Source organism: Gardnerella sp. C0026F2, assembly GCF_056590715.1.
Window position 1 is genome coordinate 21,555 of record NZ_JBWPWR010000004.1, and the last position, 26,317, is coordinate 47,871.

The window sequence follows — 26,317 nt, forward strand, 5'->3', positions numbered from 1 at the left end:
GCCTGAGCGCAGCATTGCGCGCGTAGGCGGCATAAACTGCGCGCGGCTGTAAAGTTTCTGCCGTTTTTTGGTGCGGAAACGACTTTTTCTTTACAGTGCTGTAAAGTTTCTGCCGTTTTATCGCGTTTGTTTTGATTCTCTTGCAGTCAAAATATGAATGCACACGAAATCATCCCAAAATAGCGGCAATTACGGCAATACAAATCGGGCTAGTGACAGTGGAAAACAGTATGCCGTCGCGCGCAAAACTTAAGCCGACGTTATAGCGCGCAGCATAATTGTAAACGTTTTGACCAGTCGGAAGCGCTGCCAGCACAACGCACGCATACAAAGTCGCCCCGCGAAAACCCATAACAAAATAAGCTAGCAAAAACGCAATTGCAGGCATAATAAGATTTTTTAGCACAGCAACAGTGGCAATAGCAGCGCGATTGGAATCCTTTCGTAAAGGTTTGCTTCCGTAAAGCGACATTCCAAAAGCCATTAAAATCATTGGAACTGCAGAATCGCCAATCATCTTAATTGGATCGTAAAGAAAATTAGGAACAGGGAAGTAGCCAACTTTTGCGGAAATTGCAGAAATAATAATTCCACCAAGTGAACCAATTAAAAGTGGCTGTTTTAAAGGCTGCTGAGCGATGCGCTTAAGCGAGCATTTTCCAGTAGTTGTAATGTCGAGAACAGTCAAGCCAACAGGAGTAAACACAGCTTGCTGCATAACTAAAATCGGCGCAACAAGCGCAGGATTTCCCAAAATATAAGTCGCAACCGGTAAGCCAATATTGTTGGAATTTAAATAAAGAGAATTGAGAGCACCTATAGTGCAGTCGGATGCAGGAAGATGGAAACAAAAGCGATTGAGCAGTACGAACGCAACTCCAACAATCATCGCAGAAAAGAATGCAACAAAAATCGAAGAGTGAAAAATCTCAAAAATAGGCTCTTTAGAAAGTATTGCAAACATTAAGCAAGGGCTGGAAACGAAAAAACTGACGCGATTTAGCACCATTTGAGCCTGTGAACCGCCAACGCGCATGCGAGCAGTAACGTAGCCTGCAGCAATAACAATGCCAATTACACAAAAGCCTTGCATTGCGCTGATTAAGCCCATTTCTTGCCTCCAAAATTCGTTAATTGCGCGCAAATATATTCGCACAAACCTCTGCTGTAACTATAGGAGCGATACGAAACTTTTGTGCGTGCGTAACGATTTGCATTAGTGCAGATAGTGGCGCGCGTGGTTTTGCTGCTTTTGGCTTAAAAGTAGCGATGCAAATTTTAATATTCAACGAGTCATATATTTGACTCGGCAATATGGCATACTAGAGAGCGGTGGCACTGCAAGCCGCCAGGCAATCGATGGCGTCGATCCCCTCGTGAGCGTTTTCCGAGGCTGGCGTCCGCTGTCGCGCAGCTAGACTTTGTAGAGAGCTTTGGGGTGGCTCGCGCACGTGCGTGCTCAACTTAAAGCCAGGGATGCGAGGCGATGCAGCGTCTCGTGAGGAGCATAGTGCCCAGAATAATAAGAGAACGCTTCAATGAATCTGAAGCTGAAAATAGTAGAACTGTGTCTAAAACCGCTACTTCTGCGGAAATGTCCGGAATAATGCAATCTGCAGATTTTGCGGAAAATAACATAGCTGCCGGTGATACTTTGCAGCAAAGCTCTGGTGTTACGCGTCGCCGTCGCGGTCGACGAGTTACTCGTGGTGCCGGTGCTGCTGGAGAAGCAATGGAACTAAAAGTTGAGGATTCTAGTGCGAAGAATTCTGAGCCGCATGTTGTTAAATCGCGCCCGATAACTTCGCTGCTATTCCAGGAGCCAGTTCTTCCTAAGGTAGTGAACGATCGTAGCGAGGAAAGCAGCAGCTCGCGTAATGACTTGCGTGACAACTCGCGTGACGGCTTGAATGATGATTTGCGCGATGATTTGCGCGATATTTCTCGAGGAAGGCGCGGTGGACGCAATAGCCGCGATTCTCGCGATGCTCGTGATAATAGCGATAGTCGTGATTCTCGTGATTCTCGCGATAGTAGAGAGCGCAAGTCACGTTCTGAAAGACGCGAGAATTCAAGCGAAATGAAGCGTGATAGCGGCAGAGGGAATAGCCGTGAAACATCGCGTGAAACAAGTCGTTCTATGTATTCTCAAGATTCTGAGTATGCTAAGGATTTTCAGGATTCGCAAGATGGTCGCGATGAAAAAACTCGCAAAAACCAGCGTTCTCGCCGTTCTCGCAGATTGAATGCTGTTGAGCGACGTGCTGCAGCTGAAGTTGAGCAAATTGAAGAGGATCTTGCATACGACAATATTGTTTATGCTCCCATTGATACGCGCATCGATGAAACTCTTGATGTTAGCGATATTTTATCTGCAGAAAATGCTTCGAATAGGCGTTCTAATCGTCGCAATCTGTCGAATAATATTTTTAATGATGATGACGCTCAAAATGAAAACGATGCAGTAGACAGAAGAAGCGGTAGCAATAGCAGAGATAGAAGAGATAGCCGCGATATCAGCAACGAGGATTATAGCAGAGACGCAAGCGACGATTATAATGCAAATAATGACAACGATGACGACGAAATAATGATTACGCGTCGCCGTCGTCGCCGTCGTAGCTCTCGCGCTGATCGCAACGAAAGCCGCAACGAAAATAGTGCTGAAAGCCGTAACGGAAGTCGCGATTTAGACATCGATATTTCGAACGATTTTGAGGATGACGCGAATTCTCGCACAAAACACACGAGAATAGATGGAGTCTCTCAAGAAGATCGCGATTTAATTCCAGATCCAGAAGAACTTCGTGAGCAAGATGAGGAAGAAACTCTTTATACGCGTCGCCGTCGTCGCCGCCGTTCTAAATCCTCCGATGACTCAAATTCCGCGTCTTCTCAGGAAGAGTCATCCGACTACACTAATGCGAACGATGACGACTTAACTTCTCGCCGCTCGCGCAAGCAGCAGTACATAGACGAAATTACGGATATTGAAGGATCTACGCGACTTGAAGCAAAGCGCCAACGCCGCAGAGATAATAGGCGTGAGCGTAGCCGTCAAAACCTTCTTATGGAGCAAGATTTCCTTGCTCGCCGCGAAAATGTTGAACGATTAATGGTTGTTCGTGAGCGCGATCGCCACACGCAAATTTCCGTTATTGAAGACAATATTCTTGTTGAACACTACGTTTCTGATATTCAAGAAGTCGCAACCGTTGGCAATATTTATCTTGGGCGCATTCAAAACGTGCTTCCAAGCATGGAAGCTGCGTTTGTGGATATTGGTCAGGCTCGAAATGGCGTGCTTTATGCAGGCGAAGTTAATTGGGATATGGCTCGTCTTGAAGGTCAGCCTCGTAGGATTGAGCTTGCATTTAAGTCTGGCGATCCTGTGCTTGTGCAGGTTACTAAGGATCCGATTGGTCACAAAGGTGCTCGATTGACTTCGCAAGTAACTCTTGCTGGTCGTTTCCTTGTGCTTGTGCCTTCCGGCGGCATGACAGGTGTAAGCCGCAAGCTTTCGGATCGAGAGCGCTCGCGTTTGCGCGCTATTGTGTCGAAGATTGCGCCAAAAGATATGGGCGTTATTATTCGTACTGCTGCTGACGGTGCAAGCGAGGAGTCGATTGAGAAAGATTTAGATTCGCTTGTTAAGCAGTGGGAGCGCATTGAAGCTAAGCGCGAAGAATACTTGCATGGAAAGCGCCCTAAGCTATTACAGGGTGAGCCTGATGTGGCAATTCGTGTTGTGCGCGATATTTTCAACGATGACTTCCAAAAGCTTATTGTTGAAGGTGAGGGAGTGCGTCAGCGAATTGATGAATATCTTGAGATGATGGCTCCAGATTTGCGCAGCAAGGTTGAATATTGGGATCCTGCTGAGCATGAAGGCAAAGACGTTTTCGATAAGTGGCAGATTGATAGTCAGCTTCGTAAGGGCATGGAGCGTCAAGTTTATTTGCCAGCTGGCGGCTCTATTGTGATTGACCGTACGGAAGCAATGACTACGATCGATGTGAATACTGGACGATTTATTGGGCGTGGTAAGTCTTTGGAAGAAACGGTTACTCGTTGTAATTTGGAGGCTTCTGAAGAGATTGCGCGCCAGCTTCGTTTGCGTGATATTGGTGGCATGGTCATGATCGATTATGTCGATATGGTTATGCCAGCGAACCGCGATTTGGTTTTGCGTAGGCTTTTGGAATGCTTGGCTAGGGATCGCACGAAGCATCAAGTTGCTGAAGTTACGTCTCTTGGTCTTGTGCAAATGACACGTAAACGCGTTGGTCAAGGCTTAGTTGAAGCGTTCTCTGAAGAGTGTCCAACGTGTAAGGGACGTGGATTCATTTTGCACGATGAGCCTACTGTTTCTTCGGAATATGCGGATCCTTACGCGCTTAAGGGCGGAGATCCTTTTGTTAAAACAAACAAGTATGGTCATGGAAGTGCAACTGAGCAGCCTGCGCCTGTTAAGCAGCAGGGTTCTAGTGCGGAAGTGAGAGCTAAGTTAGCGCGTATAGCTGCCGCATCTGTAATTACTGACGCAACTCATAAATCTGAAGAAGAAACGCAATATAGCAATTTTTTGAATTCCGACAAAGAGTCTGTGTATTCTAAGGCGGATGGAACTGGCGAAGTTGCGGAAACTAGTGAGGCTGCGGAAACTAGTGAAGTTGCGGAAACTAGTGAAGTTGATAAAACTTCTGAAGAATTAGTTGAAAATAATTTAGAGGATACTATGCAAGAGATTGCTGAGTATACTTCGGAGCAACCTACGCAAGATACTATGCAAGAACCTGCGCAAGAACCTGCGCAAGAATCTACGCAAGAACCTGCGCAAGAACCTGCAGAAAGTGATGATTGCGCCTCTGAATAGTGACTAAGTATATGCCTTGAGTACAATATTGAATATTGTCTGCATTGACTCATGAATCTAGCGACTTGACGTTAGTACATGGGTAGGTGTATTTTTGATAGTCGGTGTCTTGCCGCGCGCGTTTTGCTGTGCGCAAGGCAAAAGTAAGCTTTCAATTGAGCTAAGGAACGAATTATGTACGCGATTGTGAAGGCCGGTGGCCATCAAGAGAAGGTCGAGGTTGGCGACGCCATTCTCGTGAACCGTCTCGATGCAAAGAAGGGCGATACCGTGGAATTCCCGGTCGCGCTCGTTGTTGACGGTGCTAAGGTGACCTTGAGCGCCAAGGATCTTGCTAAGATCACGGTGAAGGCAGAAGTCTTGAACGACGAAGCCAAGGGTCCAAAGATTAGCATTATGAAGTATAAGAACAAGACTGGTGTGGCTCGTCGCAAGGGTCATCGTCAGAAGTTGACTCTCGTCAAGATCACGGCCATCGCCTGATTGACGGTGTTATAAACCTGAAAGGACAGTGAGATGGCACATAAGAAGGGTGCGTCTAGCTCGCGCAACGGTCGCGACTCACAAGCGCAATATCTTGGTGTTAAGAAGTTTGGCGGTGAAGCTGTAGTGGCTGGCAACATTATCGTTCGTCAGCGCGGCACTAAGTTCCACGCAGGTCAGAACGTTGCTTTGGGCAAGGATCACACGCTGTACGCTTTGGTGGACGGCAATGTGAAGTTCGGTATTCGTCGCGACCGCAAGGTTGTTGACGTTGTTACCGCCTGAATCTTAGCTAAGCCTAAGCGCTTCAACAATAAGTCGACGATAATAAGTCGGCGATAAAACGTTTAAGCCGCACCCAGTTCGGTGCGGCTTTTTTGTTCTCGCATATTTCGCGAATTTAGGTGTTTAGCTTCGAGTAAGGTAGCAGTATGAGTGATTTTGTAGACCGCGTAACAGTGCATGTAAAAGGCGGAGATGGTGGAAACGGATCTGCCGGAGTTCGTCGCGAAAAGTACAAGCCATTAGCAGGTCCAAATGGCGGCAATGGCGGTGACGGCGGTTCCGTTATTTTTGTAGCTGATCGCAACGCAAACAGCTTACTTGACTACCGCTTCATGCCTCACCGCACTGCAGGAAACGGTACGATGGGCTTAGGTGACACTAAAGACGGTTCAAAAGGTGCAGACTTAGTACTTCCTGTGCCTGTTGGAACTGTTGTTTTTACAGCACGCGGTGCCGCAGGTTCTCAAAAGCGACCTGGCGAAGTTTTGGCGGATTTGCAACATGTTGGAGACAAATTCGTTGTAGCGCAGGGAGGTGCTGGCGGTCTTGGAAACGCAGCACTCGCAAACAAAACTCGTCGTGCCCCAGGATTCGCGCTTTTAGGCGAGCCTGGCGAAGAGCGCGACGTAATTTTGGAACTCAAGTCTATCGCAGACGTAGCTTTAGTTGGATTCCCTTCTGCAGGAAAATCAAGCTTAGTTGCTTCAATTAGTGCAGCTAAGCCGAAAATTGCTGATTACCCGTTTACTACTTTGGTGCCAAACCTAGGCGTTGTAAGCTTCGGCAACTATCGCTACACAATTGCAGACGTTCCAGGCTTAATCCCAGGAGCTTCCGAAGGAAAAGGCTTAGGTCTTGAGTTTTTGCGTCATATTGAGCGCACAGAAATTATTGCGCATGTAATTGATTGTGCAACGCTGGAGCCAAATCGCGATCCAATTAGCGATTACCACGCTCTTGAGCATGAGCTTGCGCAATACGCTGATAAACTTGAGCTTCCGTTGGGTGCGATTCCAATTCCTGAGCGTCCGCGCATTATTGTGCTAAATAAAGTCGATGTGCCTGAAGCTAAAGAATTGGCTGATTTTGTACGCGGTGAATTTGAAAAAATGGGATTGACTGTATTTGAGATTTCTACCGCGTCTCACGAAGGCTTGAAAGAGCTCGGTTTTGCGCTTGGACGATTGGTTGAAAAGATGCGTGAGAAGCTCGCTGCCGAGGAAGCAGCACGAGAAGAAGAGCGTGTTGTCATCCAGCCGCTTGAGCAGCAGACTTCAGCTTTGCGTCGTCGCCGCGATGATGGACGTGGAAATAGTGCAGACTTTGAAATTAAGCGCGAGGAAGACAGGAATGGTGATTTTTGGTTCACTGTTACTGGCACAAAACCTGAGCGCTGGGTTGTACAAACGAATTTTGACAACGACGAAGCTGTTGGTTATTTGGCAGATCGCTTAGCAAAGCTTGGTGTTGAGGACGAATTGCGCAAGAAGGGAGCGCGTCCAGGAGACGAAATTCGTATTGGTACTGGGAATCATATGGTTTGTTTCGATTGGGATCCAAGTATTGCTGCCGGCGCAGAAGGATTGGACGGCGCTAATTTGGGTGCGCGTGGCAAGGATTTGCGAATCGAAGCGAACGATCCTCGCGGAGCAAGGCGTACGAATGCTGAGCGTAGACGAGATTATCACAGCATGATGGATGCAAAGAGCGCAGTTCGAGACGCGATGATGGCTGAGCGAAAGTCGGGTCACTGGGCGGATCCTTCTGTGGATGACGATCGTCATGATGAAAATAGCTTGTTTGGCCGTGGCGAAGAGCAGGAAAACTAGAAGAATCAAGGTCAAAGGGAATCTTATGAGTAATCCAGAAATTGAGCTTACTGAAGATGGGGTTCGGTGTTCAATTCGTGAGGCGCGCACAATCGTTGTAAAAGTTGGCTCAAGCTCACTTACGAGTGTGTCCGGGCAGCTGGATGTGCAAAAGTTGCGCGCTCTTGTGACTGCAATAAGTCACGCGCAAATGCAAGGCGCTCGCATTGTGCTTGTGTCTTCTGGCGCAATTGCAGCTGGATTTGGTTTGCTCGGCTTTAATGAGCGTCCTAAAGATGTGCCAACTCAGCAGGCAACGGCTTCAGTTGGTCAAGGATTGCTTATGGCTCAATACGAAGCAGCTTTCGCACAATTTGGTTTCAGAGTCGGGCAAATGCTTCTTACGGCGGACGTTACTATTTCGCCGTCGCGCTACCGAAATGCGCAACGCACAATGCTGCGTTTGCTTGAGCTTGGCGTAATTCCAATAGTAAACGAAAATGATGCACTTTCTAGCAACGAAATTCGATTTGGTGACAACGACCGTTTGGCGGCTCTTGTAGCAAATATTGTGCGAGCGGAAGCTCTCGTGTTGCTTACGGATGTGGATTCTCTTTATACTGCTCCACCTAGCGAGCCGGGTGCTAAGCGTGTGAGTTTTGTGCCAGATGTGACGCGCGCGATTGAAGAAGTGAAAGTTGGCGCAAGTGTTTCGGGCGTAGGTACCGGTGGTATGGTGACGAAGATGGAAGCTGCGCATGTTGCTGCAGTTTCGGGAATTCCAACTGTGCTAACTTGCGCTGGAAATGCCGGTCCGGCACTGGCTGGAGATGCTGTTGGTACTGTGTTTGCGCCGGTGCATACGCGCGATTCTTCAAGGCGACTTTGGATTGGTTTTGCTTCGCATCCACACGGAGTTTTGGTAGTTGATAATGGTGCTGCGAAGGCGGTTCGCGGAGGTCGCGCGAGCTTGCTTGCGGCTGGTATTGTTGGCGTGCGCGGTGAGTTTTCGGCGACGGATCCTGTGTGGATTGACGATGAGCAGGGTAACCACTTGGCTAAGGGGCTTGTGGCTTTCGATGCGGAGGAAATTCCGGAGATTATGGGGCGTACGAGCGATGAGCTTGAAGAATCACTCGGCCGCCAGTATGCGCATCCGGTTGTGCATCGCGACAATCTCGTGCTTGTGTAATTGCTAATGGCTTGTGTTTTGTTGATTTCATCAAGTGGTTTGGTGTTTTCGACAGTTTCGCTTGTTTCGCCGTTTCGCGGCTTAAGGTTACACTGTAAATCATGGCAGAGAATATTGCAGAAACTTCATCCCCAGAAAATTGGCGCGTATTAAGCGAGCGTATTAACCGAGTCGCTCCGAGTGCAACTTTGGCAGTAGACGGCAAGGCAAAAGCTATGAAAGCTGACGGCATTGACGTTGTAAGCTTTGGCGCAGGCGAGCCAGATTTTCCTACTCCCTCTTACATTGTTGATGCTGCAACACAAGCGTGTAAAGACCCGCGCAATTATCGTTATACTGCTACGGCAGGTTTACCGGAGCTTAGGGAGGCGATTGCGCGCAAAGTGCAGCGAGATTCCGGCTACGAAGTTTCTCCAAATCAAGTCGTAGTTACAAACGGCGGAAAGCAAGCTGTGTATGAGGCTTGCCAAATTCTCTTAAATGATGGTGACGAAGTTATTATTCCAGCTCCGTATTGGACGAGTTATCCGGAGGCTGTGAAGCTTGCAGGCGGTGTGCCTGTGCCAGTTTTGGCAGGCGCAGATCGCGATTTTGAGCCAGATATTGAGGCAATTGAATCCGCTCGCACTTCACGCACGCGCGCAATTATCATAACTTCACCTTCGAATCCTACAGGCGCTATTTGGAGTGCGCAAACTATTCGCGCAATCGGTGAGTGGGCTGTAAAACACCATATTTGGGTTATTTCTGATGAGATTTACGAGCACCTGCATTACGACGGCATTTCGACTTCGTATATTGGCGTCGAGGTGCCGGAAATTCGCGAGCAGCTGCTGATTTTGAATGGTGTTGCGAAAACTTACGCCATGCCTGGCTGGCGTGTTGGCTGGATGGTGGCACCAGAAGATGTTGCTAAAGCTGCAATTAAGCTTCAAAGCCATATGACTTCTAATGTTTCTAATATTTCGCAGCGTGCAGCAATTGCTGCAGTCGGCGGTTCGCTGGATGTGGTTGCCACTATGCGTGAGGCTTTTGATGCTCGACGCAAAGCGATTGTGGAAGCGTTGAACAATATTGACGGCGTTACTTGCCCTCTTCCTCATGGCGCTTTTTATGCGTTTGCTAATGTTGAGGCGCTGCTTGAGCGTCCGCTTGGTGAGCATCGCGAAGTGCCGCATACTTCTTCTCGATTTGCTGAAATGTTGCTTGACGAAGCGCATGTTGCTGCGGTTCCAGGAGAGGCTTTTGGTGCTCCTGGATATTTGCGATTCTCTTGCGCTCTTGCTGACGACCAGCTTGCTGAGGGCATGCGTCGCATGAAGAAGTGGGTTGAAGCTTAAGCAAGTATTTATTGCAAATAAGAGCTTGCTTACCATTGCAAAATGCGACACTCGCTTTTGTGTGACGATATAAAGAAATCATGCCCATGAGATAGTATGTCTATTTGGCGGTTTGCTATTTCGTCCCTTTTGGGGTATGATGAGCAAGTTCACCTTAGGGATGTGGCGCAATTGGTAGCGCAACGGTCTCCAAAACCGTAGGTTGTGGGTTCGAGTCCCGCCGTCCCTGCCAGTTTTTTGTTCAGGTTTTTTACACGAAGGATTCAAGCATGGCAAAGGCACGCAGTACTAAGAAAGCAGCAAAGCATAACTTGTTTGTGCGTATTGGCATGTTCGTTGAGCAAACTATTGACGAGACACGCAAGGTTATTGCACCTCACGGCAAGGAGTTGTTTGCTTGGTCGTTTGCAGTTTTCATGTTTGTTGTATTTTTGATGGCTTTCGTCACCTGCATGGACTTCGGTTTGGGTAAGTCCGTAATGTGGCTGTTCGGCTGAGTTGAAATTGGCTGAGTTGAAATTTTGAAGGTGTATGCAAGATGACTGATGAATTCAATCTCGAAGAAGCAAGTGAAGCCGATGAGGCTTTTGCTTCTCATGATGCTGACGAAGCAAACGAATCAGCTGTGAATGATGAAGCTGCTGCTTCTAGCGAGTCTGTTGAAGCTGATGTGGATGAGGAATCTGCTGATGTTGAAGCTGATGTAGCTGATGGCGCTGTTGCTGACAGCGTTGCGGACAGTGTTGCTGATGCTTCTAACGAAACTGGCGAAACTGATGAAGCTAGCGAAGCCGACCCAACTGATGCCGGCGCAATCGCTGTAGCAGAATTTTCTAAGAAACTTCGCACTTTGGAAGGCAAGTGGTACGTTCTTCACACGTATTCTGGTTACGAAAAGCGCGTGAAAACTAACGTTGAATCCCGCGTGCAGAACTTTGGTTTGGAAGATAAAATTTTCCAAATTGAAGTTCCTATGGAAGAAGTCGAGAAGCATACGGAAAAGGGTAAGAAGGTTATTACCCGCGTGCGTGTTCCAGGCTATGTATTGATTCGCATGTGGCCGGATGAGAATGCTCGCCGCATTGTGCGCGAGACCGAGGGTGTGACTGGTTTCGTTGGTCCTTCTAGAGAGCCTGCACCATTGAGCCGCAAGGAAGTTGTGGCAATGATGGCTCCTATGATTGCTTCCGAAGCTTTGAAGAATGCTGGCGATAAGCCGGCTGCAGCACGTAAGCGTAAGGTTGAGGTTGCTTACAAGGTTGGCGATCAGGTAACAGTTACAGACGGTCCATTCTCGACGATGGCTGCTGTGGTTTCGGACGTGGAGCCTACAACTCAGAAGCTTACAGTGTTGGTTTCCATCTTTGGTCGCGAGACTCCTGTGGAGCTTGGATTTAACCAAGTGGAGCCGATTGTTTGAGCTGAAAGCCTAAGCTTTTGTAGCTAGCTTTTGTAGCTAGCTTTTGTAGCTAGCTTTTGTAGATTTTACAAACCGGGGTGCGTATTGCACTCCGGTTTTTTGTTTAGTTTTGGTTTTTGGTTTTTGGTTTTTGGTTTTGCTTGGTTTTTCGTTTTAGTTAGTTCGCTTATTTACTACGACACGCCGTAAAATTTGGAAATAATCCTAAATTTTCTTGCAATTATCGTGCTTTTATCAATCTAAATAATAAATATTTCTAAATATCTAGTTTTGCTTGCAAATAGGCATGGGGGGGGGGTATAGTGCTGAGTGTTTGAGAAGAGCGTTTTTAGCAGAGAATTTTAGCGAGAATTTTAGCAGAGTGTTTTGCAGGGAATTCGAGTTTTTAGTGCCGTTGTAATAACGACATTATGATATAAGAGGGCGAATTAGGGGTAGGTGTATATGTTTAATTCGCATATATTTAGCCGTTTCCTTCGACTAGTGCGCTCAATTCGCCGTTCGCTATTTGCTTTTTTCGTGGCGATTGCAATGTTGCTTGCTACTTTTGTGATTGCTCCAACTTCTGCTTTAAGCGCTGGCTCAAATACTACTGTTACTGAGAGTACTGGTGGTGCTAAGTCTGATTCTGCTAAGAGTGAGGATGAGAAGCAGAATCCTAAGCAGAGCAAATCTATTAATACTGAGCCTGATAAGAAAGATACTGGCTCTTCAAGCACTTTAACTAATAATAAGGAATCGAAGTCTGTTGAAAAGCAGAACTCTGATAGTAACAAGGTTGATGATAAGGCTAAGTCGACTGATTCTGATGTAAAGAAAAACGCTAAAGATGCCCAAAAGAAAGACGCCTCTGCGAAAGCTGCTAACGGCACTGGCAGAAGTGTGACTGAAGAGCCTCAGCTTCCGGAAGAGTGCAGGAAAGCTGGCATGGATAAACTCGCAAAATGCTATGTAGCAAAGTATGAGTTTAAATATAAGAACAAATATGTATCGTATGCCAATATAACCAAACCAGATGAGTCTTATACTGGAGAACCAAAGTTTTATCGTGTTACTAAACTTAGTAATAATGGTGATCCGTCAAAATTAATAAATGTTTCGTACGATGAAGTTAAAGGCTTTGTAAAAAGTTTCTCTTTAGAGGGAATTGTAGTTGATGAAAAGTTACTTGATTCGAAAGAGGAAACTAATAAGTTTGTTGAAGTAGATTCTACTTCTGGCGCGGTTACAATACGTCCTAATAATTGGTTGAAGAAGGGTTACTATGACGTATATGTAAAAGTAGAATATAAGGACGGGTCTGCCTTAACTCATCTGGAATCCTGCACTGAGCAGAGTAAATGTAAAGTTAAAGCTAAAGGTTATGAGGAATACTTACAATTTCGTGTCAAGATTAGATACAATGATACTAAAAATAATAATGTTTTATCGTTAAAGGTTTACAATCACCAGAAAGCTGAGGGTCGTACCGAAGTTGATGATGTTCCTTTTACTTTAAATAAAGATGGAAAATTTAACCCAAGTACAATTTTTATTGACAGCCAGTCTTCTGGAAAGTTTAACCGTATTTACCATCGCATGATTTGCCATAAAGACAGTGATAGTGATTACTATCTTAATTCAATTAATAATGACTTAACTCTTAGCGATAGTGATGTGTCTGGTTCAGCTAAGTCGTCCACGCAAAAGCAGTGGGAACATCGTTTAGGGAATCGCACAAGTGGCAGTGTGCTTAACGATTTTACTAGCGGTGATCTGTACGAAAACGACGGTGACAGCATTGGCGAGCGTTCCCAAAGCTGGATTACTGGAACTCCAAAAGTTGGCAGTGAAGGTAAATATACTTGCAGAGTGTTTGCTATTAATGATGCTAATTTTTCTGCAGGTAAAGTTGTATCTGAAAGCTATGTAGATTTATTTGATTCGAACGCTAAAGATAAAAGTAAACTAAAGTCTGCCTTCGATAATCCGATGGATGCTTTTGGTAACAATAAAGAATCGCTTTCTAAGAAGAAAGGCATTGACTGGGATTATAAGACTATAACAATCCAGTTTGGAGATGAGCTGCCAAAAATTGGCGATAATGATCTTACGCTGAAAGTGTATCCGTTTAAGGATTCTACAACAGCGTTGACTAGCGACAATAACAAGATTTCTGCGATACTCGGTATGAGTCTTAAGCCGTTTGTTGATGCTACTTCTGCGGCGGATAGCGCGAATAAGATTACATTGCGCGTGCTGTGCTCGAAGGGCGAGAAGAAGGATTCTGGCTCGCGATCTGAGCAACCCTCTGAACCGTCGCAACCGTCTCAAACTGCTGGATCGCCGCAAGCTGAGGAGTCTCTTGTATACAAAACTTGGAGCAGTAATCTTGCCGAGCTTGGGCTGAGTGTGCCTGAGGATGATAATCAAAATACGTGCCACTCTGATAAAGAAGGCGAGAAGACTTGCGCGTCTACTGATCCTAAAACGAATGTGGCTGCGCGAACTGATATGGAAGTGAGCATAAAGCCGACTGAGGTTGGCAATTACCAGTGCGTTGTGTACGCGCTAAAGCCTGATGCACTTAAAACGTTTGATGATGCAATAAAAAATACTAAATCTGACAGCTTAACTCCTGATTCAATAAAATCTGCGCTAACTTTTGCTAAGCCTACGGCGTTTAAAGAAAACAAGGATTTTGCTGCTTTTATGTTCAATATTGATTCGGTGAGTAATTTTACTTTGCCGCAAACGGGCGGTCAGAGTTGGAATTTGCAGCTTGGTATTCTTGCCGCATTATTGGTGAATCTGCTGGCGGCCGGCTTTGTGATAAGTCAAAGTGAGCGCGGTCGCAAATTAATTTTGGGAAGGTGGCGAGACTTATGCAATCACGTATAAAGCAGTTGTATATGCATTTACTCGCGGTGCTTCGCATAAGGCGATTACGTACGCATTTGCGCATAAAGCCTTCCTGTTTCGCGCATTGTTTTATTGCGCATTGTTTTATTGCGCAGTCTTTCGGGATTCGGGAGCGTGATAACACAAGGTAAATGCCAAAAATTTTAAAACTTTACTCGTATGAGCATGATCAATGCAAATCAAATTTCTACTTGCTGTAAAAAGCAATGAAAGGAGTGAACATGAAAAAGTTCACTAATAAATTCGTGGCGGCGGTTGCGTCGCTCGCGATGGCTGGCACGCTGTGCGTCGCCGGCGCTGTAACAATGGCTGGCGTTGCATGGGGTAGTCCTAATCAGTTACAGGGACCACCGGCTAGACCTGCTCCGGCTCCGTGGGAGAAGGGTGCTCCACAGAAGGGCACTATAACCATTCTCAAGTGCGATGCAGATGGTAATGGTGATTATAATCCAGGTTCAGAAAACACGGAATCTAAGTGCCCTGCTAAGCACAAGCCTCTTCTTGGTGCAGTATTCAAAGTAACCAAAGTCACAAAGATTGGCACTGATGATGTTAATCTTAAAGATCTTAAGTCTTGGCAGAAGATTGCAGGTATTATTACCAAGTTGAATGAGCATACCGTGACTGAAAGCGGCGATAATCCTGAGATTACTCTTGATACTGCTAGCACTACGTTAACTGCTACTGACAATGACGGTAAAACAACGTCTGGTAATCTTGAGCTCGGCTTGTATAAGGTAGAAGAGACCACGCCTCCTGTTGGCTATGGTGCTTCTGACTTGCAGTACTTCTACATGACTTTGCCGCTGATTTCATCTTCTACAGATACTAAGTCAGGTAAGACTACCACGACGTACGACTACAAACCAATTGTAAAGCCTAAGAATAAGAACCTTTCTCAAACCATTAAGAAGACGGTTGATACTTCTAAGACTTTTACTGGCGTGGATGATAAGGTTCCTTTCACTATTACTGCCGAGTTGAATGTTCCTAAGCCTGCTGGTCGAGATCTTACTGCAGATGACCTTAAAGGTTTTGCGGTATTCGATGATGCTCCAACAGCTGCGTTTAAGGATATTGCTGCTGGTGCTGTAACTGGAGTTAAAGTTGATGGTACTCCATTGACTAATAGTGAAACTACTACGTATTACGAGGTTCCTACACCGCAAGCTAATTCTACGGATAATAAAATTACCGCTGCTGGTGACACAATGAACCTTGAAGGTAATCGCACTCGAGTTTTGGTTAAGTTTACTGAAAAAGGTAGGGAAGAGCTTCTTAAGGCATTGAAGGATACTACTAAAACAAGTCACCACGTAACTGTTGACCTTGAGTTCTCTCTTAGTGAGGCATACAAGAAGTCTCCAGCTACATCCACAGAGACAGACAATAATAATCTTGTGAACAAGTCCGGTTACTTCCAGGCTGTTGGTAATAATGCTGCTAATTTGCCGCCAATTATTCCTGAGGGTGAGGGCACTCAAAGCCAATCCAAAGTAGAGTTTGGATACTTGCAGGTTCATAAGTACGAGGCAGAGCATTCCGATGTGAATCTTAAAGATGCAGAGTTCAAGATCTTTAGTGATCAAAAGAAAGCTCAAGACTGTGCAGATGCGCTCTTTAAAGGTAGAGAACTTAGCACGATAAAAGCTTGCAAAGCTGCATCTTCGTTTGATGGAAAAACTGACGGAACTACAACTAGCGAAGGCAATACAGAAGAGCCTACCGGTAAGTTCAAAGCTCCTTACAAGGCTGTAGCTGGTTCAAAGCTCTATGTTGTTGAGATTAAGGCTCCTGAAGGATATAAGCTTTCTAATGTTATCGAGGAAGTTACGGTCAACTCAACAAGTACTGTAGACAATCCTGATGTTGTAGAATTTCCGAATATTCCAGAACATAACATTGACGGCAAGAGCTTCTGGTTCAATCTTCCTGCAACTGGTGCTTACGGCGTGCTGATTTTCGCTGTTGTGGGCATGGTTCTTATTGTTGCGAGCGTGATTATGTACGTGCGCAATCGCAAGGAAGAAGAACAGCAGCAGAACGCTTGATCCGCTTTTTAAAGCTGGTCTTGTAGTCTAATAGCAAAGTGTGAGTCTAGGGTTTGCTCAACTAAATCCTAGACTCACTTGCTCTTATGATTGTTCTCTTGCAGCCTCGTAAAGAAAAAGTCGTGTTCTCGCCAACAAGCGGCAGAAATTTTACGCTTGTGTAAAGTAATGGTCGTCTACGCGCCCGAATCCGGCAGAAATTTTACAGTCGCGTAAAATAAAGGTCGGTTGCGCGCCTGAAAGCGGCAGAAACTTTACAGTCGCGTAAAATAAGGGTCGTATTTCCCCCAAACCTCCTGAAGCTTTGCGCCAGTGCTTTGCGAACGTTGCGTTCGAAGCTTTGCGCCAGTGCTCTGCAGACGTTGTTTTTGTAGCTTTGCAGTAATGCTTTGCAAACGTCGATTATGTAGCTTTGCAGTTGTGCTTCTGCTAACGTCGATTATTTATTGCTTAGTGAACTTTAACAGTATTGCTCTGCAGACGTTGAGTATTTATTGCTTAAAGAACACTAGCGTCCGCGCTGCTGCACACATCATGCCATGCACTCTTACCGTACCACAGAACACTAGCGGTTTTATTAGTAGTGGGAGATAGGAATTGCTTGGTCGAGCAATATAAAAGCGGAACGATAGTAATAATCGTGTTGATGAATACTATTTTTGCAGAAAAAGTAATTAAAAAACTAAACTCAACTACACAACCGCTAAGTCCAAATAAGGTATAAGAGCGGAGCGCTGCGAGACAAGTAATTCCTATATCACACAACCACACAAGAAACCCGCCAGCCAAAAACCAGTCCCCGAAACTCGCGCCACATAAAATAAACTTACGTATATAAACACAGAAACGGAGGAAGCATGAAATTAAACGACGTTGTTACGAAAGTATATGCTTTCCTCAACAGAATCTCCCAAAATAAGCTTTTCAAAAATCAAACTAATCAAACTAATCAAACTAATCAAACTAACGCAACCGAATCAACAGCAACCGAATCAACCCAAGACTCAAAACCAGCATCAAAACCAGCATCAAAACCAGCATCAAAACCCGCATCAAAACCCGCATCAAAACCCGCATCAAAACCCGCATCAAAGCCAACGAAAAAACCCAAATCCAAACTCCGCCGCACTCTTGAGCCAATTGCCCTCGCGCTTGCAGCAATTTTGTGCTTCACGTACCCGGTTGCGTCAACGTTGTGGAATAACAAGGTGTCGAAGGAGATTTCCGCTGCGTATGATCGTTTGAGTCGTAAGCAAACTGCGAGCGCTAGAGAGAAGATTTTGAATGCGGCTCGTCGTTATAATGCTCGCCACAAGTCGATTATTACGGCTGATCCTTACGATGGCACGACGGATTATATGAAGACGCCGGAGTATAAGGAATATGCGAAGCAGCTGGATGAGCCGATGGGGATCATGGGTATTATAAAAATCCCGAAGATTGGCGTTAAGCTGCCGATTTATCACGGTAGTTCGCAGGAGGTTTTGGCGTATGGTGCTGGGCATTTATATGGCACGGATTTGCCGGTTGGTGGCAAAACGCGTCACGCTGTTGTGACGGCGCATACGGGTTTGCCAAATGCGACAATGTTCGACGATTTAGTGGAGTTGAAAAAGGGTGACTATTTCTATTTTGACATACAAGGCGAAACCTTACGTTACAAGGTATTCCGCATTAGCGTGGTCGATCCGCATGATATTAGGTTGCTTCAACGCGAGAATGGGCGCGATTTGGCGACGCTGCTTACGTGTACGCCGTATGGTGTGAATACGCAGAGGCTGCTGGTGACAGGCTATCGCGTGCTGCCGGATCCGGTTTCCGCGCCGGGCGATAAGTTGCAGTGGCCGCTTTGGATGACGATGTTTGTGCTCGCGCTTATTGGGTGCGCGGTGATTCTTACGACGATGATTATTGCCGCGGTTCGCAAGCGTCGTCGTCGCGCTACTTCACTTGCTCATGCCAAGCATATAAATGTTTAGAATTGCCTACTTATCATCGTAGTGGCCTCAGCAGGCGTAGATTATAATCGAGTCATCTGTAAATGAGTAAACGATTCTATCCTTATCGTTTACTCGTCTACTCCAGCAACCGGAATAGTTTCCTTTTAGTGGTTCAGGCTTACCTTTTCCGTCTATTGGATTCCGCATAATCTCTTTAATAATATTGTTGAGCTTTTTACGAGTTTTATTATCGCTTTCCCAATAGAGATAGTCATTCCAAGCGTCTGGAGTCCAAGCAATTTTTCTCATTGTTTGAACCCTACGTCCTAATCCATTATTAGATTGTGCTCTTCGAGCTTGATAGTGCCATTTCTCACACCGTCAATCTGCGATTTTAAATATGCTTGATTTGACGGTTCGTAAAACGGATCTAGCGAAAAATCTAACGGTATTCTCTTTTCGCGACCAATTGTTTTGATAAACACGTTCAGCGCGGCGCTCATAGAGATTCCGAGCTCCTTGCAAACTCGTTCTGCGTTGAGTTTGTCTTCTTTCTTTGCTCGAAAGTTCACGTTTACTATATCTTTTGTTGCTGTAGTCATTTTGGACTCCTATGTCTATGGTGAATTTTGTACTTTTTCTTATATCTCTCATATAAGTATACAATAATTCTATACAATGTAACGTAGATATCATTAATTATGCTTACAAACTTCTGCTGACTGTCTTCCAACTTTCGTAAGTTTGTACCCAACTTGGAAGTATGCTTCTAGCTTGCGAAAGGCAAATTGATTTAATAGACCGGACTCGTGTGAACTGTGTAGTTGATTGAAAAGGCTTTACGATTGGTGCATTGATACAGTTTGGTTTCTATTCGGCTGTGTCTTTGATAACAGTAACTCTCGTGGCTTCTTGCTGACTTACTGCTAACCTAAGTTCGCGAATATGAGAATTAATAACGAAATTTCCAGTAATAAATATAATCAATTATGACAAAGTTAATTGCATTGTCATTGGAGCACGCAGATATCGTACTTACTAAAAGCGAGTTTGAAATGCTTGATTTAAAAGATAAATTATATTCCTTTTTTAGCAGTCGTAGGAATCGTACACTAGTGGCACGCGTGCTTTTAATGATATTATCTGCGCTTTTACTGTATCTTACAATAGGCGTAATTTTTTACGGTAATATTGAATACTCAAAGCGAATATATTCTATTGTTAATGCTTGTGTAGTGTACTTAATACTATTTTTATTGTTTCTTATTTATTTAAAGTTTAAGAACAATGAAATTCTATTTTTAATACCTTTTATTCAGTTGTATTTATCCTTTTGCATTTTTGCATATATTTATTATGATTCCATTAAGGGGTTGCCAGAATGTTATAAATCGCTAGCAATGTTCATTCTATGGTTTATACCGTTCTGCTTTTTAGTACGCAGAATCGTTAGAGCTTTCTTGAAAAGTTCAAAATTCTTGATTTCCGTTTTGTCAATATTTTTTATACTTTTAGGGTTTCTAAGCGAGTCTAATTGGACGATAGTTGCTTTGACAATAACATGCATTGTATTTTTGCTTAAATTTGAAAATTTACAGATTCTATGTAAAGGGATATTTGATATAAAAATAGAAGATTCAGATAGTAATAAATATAAATTAATTATTATCAATATTATGACAGTAGTTTTTGAGGCAATGTTGTATTTATCTTTGAAACTTTCTGAGTATTTATCAGAATTATTAAATTGGATTTATGATCGCGCTAATGTTAGTGGTGGTACGAGATTGCTAAATAATGAAATTATTACAGAACATATGTGGTTAGGATTTTACAGGTTTATTATTTTAGCTGTTATTTTCATTATTGTATGTAATTTTTTTGAAAGTAAGCAAAATGCCATCTCAACATGCATAAAAAATATATTTGACTGCGAAGATAACGCCCAGATGAAGAAGAATTCATGATTATTATCCCAATTTTCATTAATTAATAAGTTCTTCTACTTTTTCAATAAATTTTTCTATGTTATATGAGTAATTAGGATAAGTATCTCCTAGTTGATCCTCGTTTTTCGCATAAATAAGTACCCTGTTAATACTAGTTATATATGAGGTTTGCGCATCTGGTTTCTCAACTGTCAGGTCTTTATTTACGCTACCGCTATCAATTTCTGTATCATATTGAATTTTGTTAGCTTCATTGCTTATGCTGCTATTTTCCTTGCTATTATAATTCGTTATAGCTTTTTCTACGCAATCCATAGTGTATGAATGTATGGTTAATTCTTGTGTTTCTCGAGAAAGCTCAAGTAAGTAAAGTCCTTCGCCGCTTTTTGCGATATTTTTTTGCATATTAATAGTTACACTGTTGCGCGCAGCTTTAAGATCTTCAATAATTTCTTTAAAATTATCGTTTGTTCGCACTGAATTTGCTAGTTCTTCTTTAAACTCGTCATCGTTATTTTCACAGCAAGCAAATAACTTAGAGATTACTTTGAAGAATTGTAAGCAAGATTGTATTCGAGTATTACCTTCACTTACCAAAGTAGGATCTTTGTATTCTACGTTATCTATCTCGCTCATAGCTTCTACTGCTGTTGACCAATAGTGTTGAAGCTTAGTACGTATTTGCAGTTCAATCCTATATTGTCTGTCTATGTTTTCTTGTTTTAATGCCTGTTTTATTATTATGTGTAGTGACCTATATCCGGATTTTTCTGGATTTTCTATATAGTCTTTCGTTTTCTTAATATCGATTTCCCCAGCTTCTTTGAGATTAAGAATTTCATTATAAACTTCGTAAACTTCACTCACAGAATTTACAATCGCCCTACACCCTGCGATGTCATCCATTGCGCCAAGCTCAAAATTTCCATTGCTGCGGTATAACTTTTTAAGTATTGATTCTTTGCGTTTAAGACGATACGTAGCCATCGCGTCTGGATACTTATTTATGATTCCAACAAGTTTCTTGAAAAAGATTTGTGCCGGTTCTTCATGCTGATGACGCCATGAGTCGAGTATTAATATCTGCTTCCTATACTCTTCTGAGTTTTGCTGGCCGATTAATTCCTTTAGTATTTTGCCAGCTGCAGTGGCCTGCTTTCGGCTAATTATCGTCATACGAATATAATATATAACTTGTCTGTTTTATAAAAGGGAGGTGCGTATGACAACAATATTTAACGTGGCAGCGTACATCCTTAATATTACTGGAACTATTACCACTATGAAGCTTCAGAAGTTAGCTTACTATTCGCAAGCTTATTCTTTGGCTACTACTGGATATCCGTTATTTAACGAGGATTTTCAGGCATGGAGGAATGGTCCTGTTTGCCCGGAATTATTCGCAATGCATCGTGGGAAGTTTTTGATTCGTAAGGGAGAAATCGTGCTTCCCGATACCAAGAAACTGAACGAGGATTCTTTAACGGATAATCAAAAGCTCATTGTGAAAAAGGTATGCGAAAAGTTTGCTGAATATTCTGGTAGCGATTTGAGCGCGCTTACACATCGTGAGGATCCATGGAAGAATGCTTATGATGTTACTGATGGCTCTGCAATATGCGTTCATAAAATTACTAAGGCTTCTTTGAAAGAGTACTATTCAATTCATAATTTACTTCAGTAAATGTTATATTCTCTTGTGTTTTTATTTGCTTTGAGTTAGTTGTAGCGTTGCTTGAGATTCGTTGAGTTTGTGTTAAGAGCATAAAAATAAAGAATGATATGGTATCCTTTTCTGACTGAGCTTGAAAACAACGCAATACTTATAATTCATGCGAATCGTCTTACAAAGGGATTTTTACAAGAGATAAGGGATGCGAGATGAGTAAGAATACGTATACTGCGGAAAATGGGTTCGTTATTACTGACGATATTGTTGATAAGTGGGCTGAGGAGGCAGAAGATAATTTTCCTGGTGCCACTATTACAGAGTTTGCTGGAAGAGCTTGGGAAGATGAAACTCAGCCGTTGAAACCGCGTACTGTTAGGTTAAGTGATACCGTTTGGCATTTAATCGAAGCCGATGCGAAGCGCAGAAAAATGACTGTGAGTGCGTGGACTAGAAACGCTATACTTAACGAATTGTCTACTGAGATAGCTGCGCAAAGATAGTTGCGCAAAAATAGCTATGCAAAGATAGTTGCAGCTTTTGTAATGATGCGTGTCGCGAAGATGTGGCATAATAGGAAGGCTTGTGACTGGAGGAGGAATCCGCTAGCACAGCACAGCAATACAAGATGCGGGAGGAAGTTGCAAAACGGCTTTATAGCAACGTTTCGTAAGTGCTTTACTTCTGTAAGAAGCGACTATAGAAGAGTTTGCAGCAACCGTTTGAACCGCTTGTACAAGAAAGAAGAACCATATTATGGCTCCGAAAAAGAAAGTCTCCGCGCTTATTAAGCTCGAGATTCAGGCTGGTAAGGCAAATCCAGCTCCACCACTGGGTCCAGCATTAGGCTCCCACGGCGTGAACATCATGGACTTCTGCAAGGCCTATAACGACCAGACGAAGGACAAGATGGGTCAGATCGTCCCAGTTGAGATCACCGTTTACGAAGATCGTTCCTTCACCTTCATTTTGAAGACCCCACCAGCCGCTGCTTTGTTGCTTAAGGCTGCTGGAATCCAGAAGGGCACCGAGAATCCATTGACTCACAAGGTTGGTTCTGTGACCAAGGCTCAGGTGCGCGAAATCGCCGAAATTAAGATGCCTGACCTCTCCGCACGTGACGTCGAGGCCGGTATGAAGATCATCGCGGGTACTGCTCGCTCGATGGGTATTACCGTTACCGACTGAAAGGGAGTGTAGAAATGGCTAAGCGTTCTAAGAAGTATCGTGAAGCGGCTGAGAAGATCGACCGCAATAACCTGTACACCCCAGCTGAAGCTATCGCTTTGTTGCAGAGCATGCCAAAGCACGCTTTCGACGAGTCCGTTGAGGCTGTTATGCGCCTTAACGTGGATCCTCGCAAGGCTGATCAGTTGGTTCGTGGCGTAGTTAACTTGCCAAACGGCACCGGTAAAACCGCTAAGGTTTTGGTGTTCGCTCGTGGCCCAAAGGCTACTGAGGCTCAGGAAGCTGGCGCTGACATTGTTGGTGATGACGAGCTTATCGAAAAGGTTGCCGGTGGCTTCCTTGACTTCGATGCAGTCGTTGCAACCCCAGACATGATGGGTAAGGTTGGCCGCTTGGGTCGTGTTCTCGGTCCTCGTAGCTTGATGCCAAACCCAAAGACTGGCACCGTGACTATGGATGTAGCCAAGGCTGTTGCCGACATTAAGGGCGGTAAGATTGAGTTCCGCGTGGATCGCCAGGGCAACCTGTCCTTCCTCTTCGGCAAGCTCTCCTTCGATGCTAAGGCTCTTGAAGAGAACTTCAAGGCTGTTGCAGACGAAGTTCGCCGCTTGAAGCCAAGCACCATCAAGGGTCGTTACATTACTAAGGTAACTGTTACCTCCACGATGGCTCCTGGTGTTCCAGTTGATATCGCCAGCATTGCTGCCTGATTTATTGCTTGCGTAGCTTATGCGAAAGCATGGCTGGTAAGTAGTAAATTAAGTTTAAAACTTATAAACGCTGAAAATATGCTCTTTTGAGTCATGTTTTCAGCGTTTTTTGTTACTTGTGTCACTGCGTTTCTGCGTTAGTAACGAATAATTGAGGTTTTGCGTTACTGGTGCAGCGCGCAAACTGCGTTAGTAACGAATTGACGGGAGAGGTTGCGGCGCATGTGGGTGAGTGGCGCATGGGGGTGCGCGGCGCATGTAGGCTCACTGCGTGTTGTGTTCCGCACTAAGTTCTAAGCGTTCTCTTATACTGCTGGTAGTTGCTTTATTACAACAAAACGCCTTTATTTAGTGTTTTTTCTTTAAAATGCTTTCTATTTGTAAAAAAGTGGTGTACCCTGTGTTATTGTAATCTTGATTGGTATATTCCGGGTTGGTTTATTCCGAGTTGGTTTATTCCAGTTTTAATATTGGTATCCGGCTTCTGCGTTTTAGCATTAACTTTTGCGCAGGGGTTAGATAAAAGAGATTGAAGGTCTAATATGTTAAAGAAGAAGACCATTGCAGCTTTTGCTGCAGCTGCTACTTTGCTTGCAGGTTGTGCTTTTGCTGCTCCAGCAATGGCTCAGGATGAAGATCATACTGTACTTACTGAGTACGGTACTCCAGATCCATTGAATGGACAGAATTTGTATCCAGAGACTCATGAGGCTCCTGCTAATCCTGAGGGCTATACTGATCCTACCCAGGTTCCTGATAGGAATCACTGCTACAAGAACTCCTTGGGTACTGTAGTTTGCGAGCCTGCTACATATACTTTGTACAACAAAGCCACTACTAGCGACTTCCATGAGAATGATAAGAAGCCAGCTCCAGTTAAGCCAGCTCCAGCTCCAGCTAAGGCTAAGCTTCCTAAGACCGGTGCTGCAGTAGCTATGGTTGCTGTAGTTGCTTCTGCTCTTGCCGGCATGGGTGCTGCTCTTCGCAAGATTCGTCACTAAAAATTAGTGTTGTAAGCATAAGCCAATATATTGTTATTCCTTGTGCTTACTTTGTTCTTGCACTTTAGCGTGTGGTGTAAAACCTTTGGTTTTGCGCCGCACGTTTTTTGTTTGTTTGTAAAATCAGACTTAGTGAGAATCGCGAATTCTGCCAATTGTTATAGCTGTTTGCAGCACGTAAGCTGCGCGCGGATCCGTAGCATCCCATCCTGTAGTTTGCGCAACTTTACGTAAACGATAACGAACAGTATTTGGATGCACATTAAGTTCGTGTGCTGTTTGGTCAAGAGCTCCACCAAAGCGCAGGAACATATCAATAGTTTCCAAAGTCGGATCGTCGTGACTGTAAGGAGCCAAACTTTGATAAACCTTGTTGTAAAGAGTATCAAAAGCTGTGGCATCGCCAATAAGCGCTCGTTCTGGAAGCAAATCATCCGTGTGAATTATTTGCGGCAAATGCTTTACTGCTGGAGCAACAGCAATCGCGGCAAGCGTAGCAGTAAGAGCGGAAGAAATCTGCTCAACTCCTTCAACCATTCTGCTGACACAAATCGTCTTATTAGAATTCTCAAAAACTTTGCACAGCTTCTCTAAAGCCTGATCGCTAGGATTTTCGCGCACAGCAAGCAGAATAATATGAGAAGGTGCTGCAAAATTAGAAGAATTTTTTGTAGATGCCGATATCATTGCTTGCGTTTTTTGCCAAGCTCCCGTAATGCGCTGCAAAGCGCTACTTTGTGCGCGCTCAACTATTGCATCATACGCATTGCAACTACCAAGCTGTGGCCAAATATTTCGGCGCAAAGTGTCAGTGTTATCAGGTGGAATATCTGGTGCTGGCTTGCGATTTGGTCCGTCATCTGGCTTAATTGCAGTGCCGAAAGTTCCTGCAATAACAATAACTTTTGGCGAATCTGACCATTGAAGTAAATGCATGAAAGCGTCGATGCGAGCATCTGCAATACCATTCATTAAGCACGTGGCAATAATCGAGTGTAATTGCAAGCGCATCGCCGCGTCAAAAACTTGGCCATCACGATTGTCGAAAATTCTAAGCGGTTCCGAGCTAGTTGATTTTTGCGCGCTGGGTAATGGAGTAAAACTCGGTGAATTATTGCCTCTACTATTTTCAGAAGATTGACTTGAACGACTAGAACGACTCTGATTTGATGAAAGACGATGCCACAAGTGGTGTTTGTGCTTTTCTTCGTTTTCTTGCTCTGCATTAGATTGCTTTGCTTTAGAAGAGCTTTCTTGATCATTTGATACAGCGTTTACTTGCGTTTTGTTTAACTGTTCATTTTCAAGAGAATTAGCAATATTAGAATCCTCCGCGTGCTTTTCTGCTGCCTGTACGCTCGCTAGTATCGAAAGAAAATCGCTACTAAGTAAGTTGTTTTCCGCAAGTTTATCTTCATAATTTTCTTCGGACATAACAGAAGAAGCAGCGCTGCTATCTTGCGCAAACTGAGGTGTATTCTTCTCGTCCATCTTGTGCCTTTGA

At 44.2% G+C, this 26,317-nt stretch carries 22 protein-coding genes and 1 tRNA gene; 18 read left to right on the forward strand and 5 right to left on the reverse strand.

Features of this window, described 5'->3' with window-relative positions; translation table 11 throughout:
* Positions 1-169: 169 nt before the first annotated feature.
* Entirely contained in the window at positions 170-1,111 is a 942-nt protein-coding gene (locus AC1EK3_RS05790; protein WP_480033725.1) for an AEC family transporter, read from the reverse strand.
* A gap of 399 nt (positions 1,112-1,510) precedes the next feature.
* Here AC1EK3_RS05790 and AC1EK3_RS05795 point away from each other — a divergent pair, with 399 nt between their 5' ends.
* From AC1EK3_RS05795 to AC1EK3_RS05850, 12 genes are all read left to right on the forward strand, one after another.
* Positions 1,511-4,876 carry an Rne/Rng family ribonuclease gene (locus AC1EK3_RS05795; RefSeq protein WP_480033724.1) on the forward strand — a complete coding sequence of 1,122 codons (3,366 nt, stop codon included), beginning with the start codon at positions 1,511-1,513 and terminating at the stop codon, positions 4,874-4,876.
* Positions 4,877-5,050: 174 nt separating this feature from the next.
* Positions 5,051-5,359 (forward strand): 50S ribosomal protein L21, encoded by a 309-nt coding sequence (gene rplU / locus AC1EK3_RS05800; protein ID WP_004111933.1) that lies wholly within the window; start codon positions 5,051-5,053, stop codon positions 5,357-5,359.
* Positions 5,360-5,392: 33 nt separating this feature from the next.
* A complete protein-coding gene (rpmA, locus tag AC1EK3_RS05805) occupies positions 5,393-5,644 on the forward strand; it encodes a 50S ribosomal protein L27 (protein WP_004106248.1) in 252 nt (83 codons plus the stop codon).
* A gap of 146 nt (positions 5,645-5,790) precedes the next feature.
* Positions 5,791-7,473, forward strand: coding sequence for a GTPase ObgE (gene obgE, locus AC1EK3_RS05810; RefSeq protein WP_480033723.1), 1,683 nt, complete (start codon positions 5,791-5,793; stop codon positions 7,471-7,473).
* Between the two features lie 25 nt (positions 7,474-7,498).
* A complete protein-coding gene (gene proB, locus AC1EK3_RS05815) occupies positions 7,499-8,644 on the forward strand; it encodes a glutamate 5-kinase (RefSeq protein ID WP_415687569.1) in 1,146 nt (381 codons plus the stop codon).
* A 101-nt stretch (positions 8,645-8,745) separates the two neighbouring features.
* On the forward strand, positions 8,746-9,984 hold the full coding sequence (locus AC1EK3_RS05820) for a pyridoxal phosphate-dependent aminotransferase (protein WP_480033722.1): 1,239 nt from the start codon (positions 8,746-8,748) through the stop codon (positions 9,982-9,984).
* Between the two features lie 156 nt (positions 9,985-10,140).
* Positions 10,141-10,216, forward strand: a tRNA-Trp gene (locus tag AC1EK3_RS05825).
* A 37-nt stretch (positions 10,217-10,253) separates the two neighbouring features.
* Positions 10,254-10,481 carry a preprotein translocase subunit SecE gene (gene secE, locus AC1EK3_RS05830; protein ID WP_480033721.1) on the forward strand — a complete coding sequence of 76 codons (228 nt, stop codon included), beginning with the start codon at positions 10,254-10,256 and terminating at the stop codon, positions 10,479-10,481.
* A gap of 41 nt (positions 10,482-10,522) precedes the next feature.
* Complete coding sequence (nusG, locus tag AC1EK3_RS05835; protein ID WP_480033720.1) at positions 10,523-11,404, forward strand: transcription termination/antitermination protein NusG; 882 nt, start codon at positions 10,523-10,525, stop codon at positions 11,402-11,404.
* A 444-nt stretch (positions 11,405-11,848) separates the two neighbouring features.
* Positions 11,849-14,284 carry a Rib/alpha-like domain-containing protein gene (locus tag AC1EK3_RS05840; RefSeq protein WP_480033719.1) on the forward strand — a complete coding sequence of 812 codons (2,436 nt, stop codon included), beginning with the start codon at positions 11,849-11,851 and terminating at the stop codon, positions 14,282-14,284.
* A gap of 242 nt (positions 14,285-14,526) precedes the next feature.
* On the forward strand, positions 14,527-16,356 hold the full coding sequence (locus AC1EK3_RS05845; RefSeq protein ID WP_480033718.1) for a SpaH/EbpB family LPXTG-anchored major pilin: 1,830 nt from the start codon (positions 14,527-14,529) through the stop codon (positions 16,354-16,356).
* Positions 16,357-17,213: 857 nt separating this feature from the next.
* The gene (locus AC1EK3_RS05850) at positions 17,214-18,335 is read left to right on the forward strand and encodes a class C sortase (RefSeq protein WP_480033717.1); all 1,122 of its coding nucleotides are present in this window, start codon (positions 17,214-17,216) and stop codon (positions 18,333-18,335) included.
* Positions 18,336-18,362: 27 nt separating this feature from the next.
* Here the strand turns inward: AC1EK3_RS05850 and AC1EK3_RS05855 are convergent, their stop codons facing one another.
* Together AC1EK3_RS05855 and AC1EK3_RS05860 are read right to left on the reverse strand one after the other, a co-directional pair.
* Positions 18,363-18,605 (reverse strand): Txe/YoeB family addiction module toxin, encoded by a 243-nt coding sequence (locus tag AC1EK3_RS05855; protein ID WP_480033716.1) that lies wholly within the window; start codon positions 18,603-18,605, stop codon positions 18,363-18,365.
* Positions 18,606-18,622: 17 nt separating this feature from the next.
* Positions 18,623-18,898: a type II toxin-antitoxin system RelB/DinJ family antitoxin gene (locus AC1EK3_RS05860; RefSeq protein WP_174182636.1), complete on the reverse strand. Its 276-nt coding sequence runs from the start codon at positions 18,896-18,898 to the stop codon at positions 18,623-18,625.
* An 858-nt stretch (positions 18,899-19,756) separates the two neighbouring features.
* On the opposite strand from AC1EK3_RS05860, the gene AC1EK3_RS05865 reads away from it, so the two are divergent.
* A complete protein-coding gene (locus tag AC1EK3_RS05865) occupies positions 19,757-20,263 on the forward strand; it encodes a hypothetical protein (RefSeq protein ID WP_480033715.1) in 507 nt (168 codons plus the stop codon).
* A gap of 18 nt (positions 20,264-20,281) precedes the next feature.
* On the opposite strand, the gene AC1EK3_RS05870 is transcribed toward AC1EK3_RS05865, so the two are convergent.
* Entirely contained in the window at positions 20,282-21,421 is a 1,140-nt protein-coding gene (locus tag AC1EK3_RS05870; protein WP_480033714.1) for a RelA/SpoT domain-containing protein, read from the reverse strand.
* A gap of 46 nt (positions 21,422-21,467) precedes the next feature.
* Between AC1EK3_RS05870 and AC1EK3_RS05875 the strand changes: the two genes are divergently transcribed.
* The 5 genes from AC1EK3_RS05875 (at position 21,468) to AC1EK3_RS05895 (ending at position 24,813) form a co-directional block, all read left to right on the forward strand.
* On the forward strand, positions 21,468-21,929 hold the full coding sequence (locus AC1EK3_RS05875; RefSeq protein WP_480033713.1) for a Panacea domain-containing protein: 462 nt from the start codon (positions 21,468-21,470) through the stop codon (positions 21,927-21,929).
* 197 nt (positions 21,930-22,126) lie between these two features.
* Positions 22,127-22,417, forward strand: a complete 291-nt coding sequence (locus AC1EK3_RS05880) for a hypothetical protein (protein ID WP_119526090.1) — start codon at positions 22,127-22,129, stop codon at positions 22,415-22,417.
* Between the two features lie 253 nt (positions 22,418-22,670).
* A complete protein-coding gene (gene rplK, locus AC1EK3_RS05885) occupies positions 22,671-23,102 on the forward strand; it encodes a 50S ribosomal protein L11 (protein WP_004118588.1) in 432 nt (143 codons plus the stop codon).
* A gap of 14 nt (positions 23,103-23,116) precedes the next feature.
* A complete protein-coding gene (gene rplA / locus AC1EK3_RS05890; protein WP_391496006.1) occupies positions 23,117-23,812 on the forward strand; it encodes a 50S ribosomal protein L1 in 696 nt (231 codons plus the stop codon).
* Positions 23,813-24,354: 542 nt separating this feature from the next.
* Positions 24,355-24,813 carry a hypothetical protein gene (locus AC1EK3_RS05895; protein ID WP_480033712.1) on the forward strand — a complete coding sequence of 153 codons (459 nt, stop codon included), beginning with the start codon at positions 24,355-24,357 and terminating at the stop codon, positions 24,811-24,813.
* Positions 24,814-24,942: 129 nt separating this feature from the next.
* Here AC1EK3_RS05895 and AC1EK3_RS05900 read toward each other — a convergent pair whose 3' ends face one another.
* Positions 24,943-26,304, reverse strand: coding sequence for a PucR family transcriptional regulator (locus AC1EK3_RS05900; protein WP_480033711.1), 1,362 nt, complete (start codon positions 26,302-26,304; stop codon positions 24,943-24,945).
* Between the last annotated feature and the right edge of the window lie 13 nt (positions 26,305-26,317).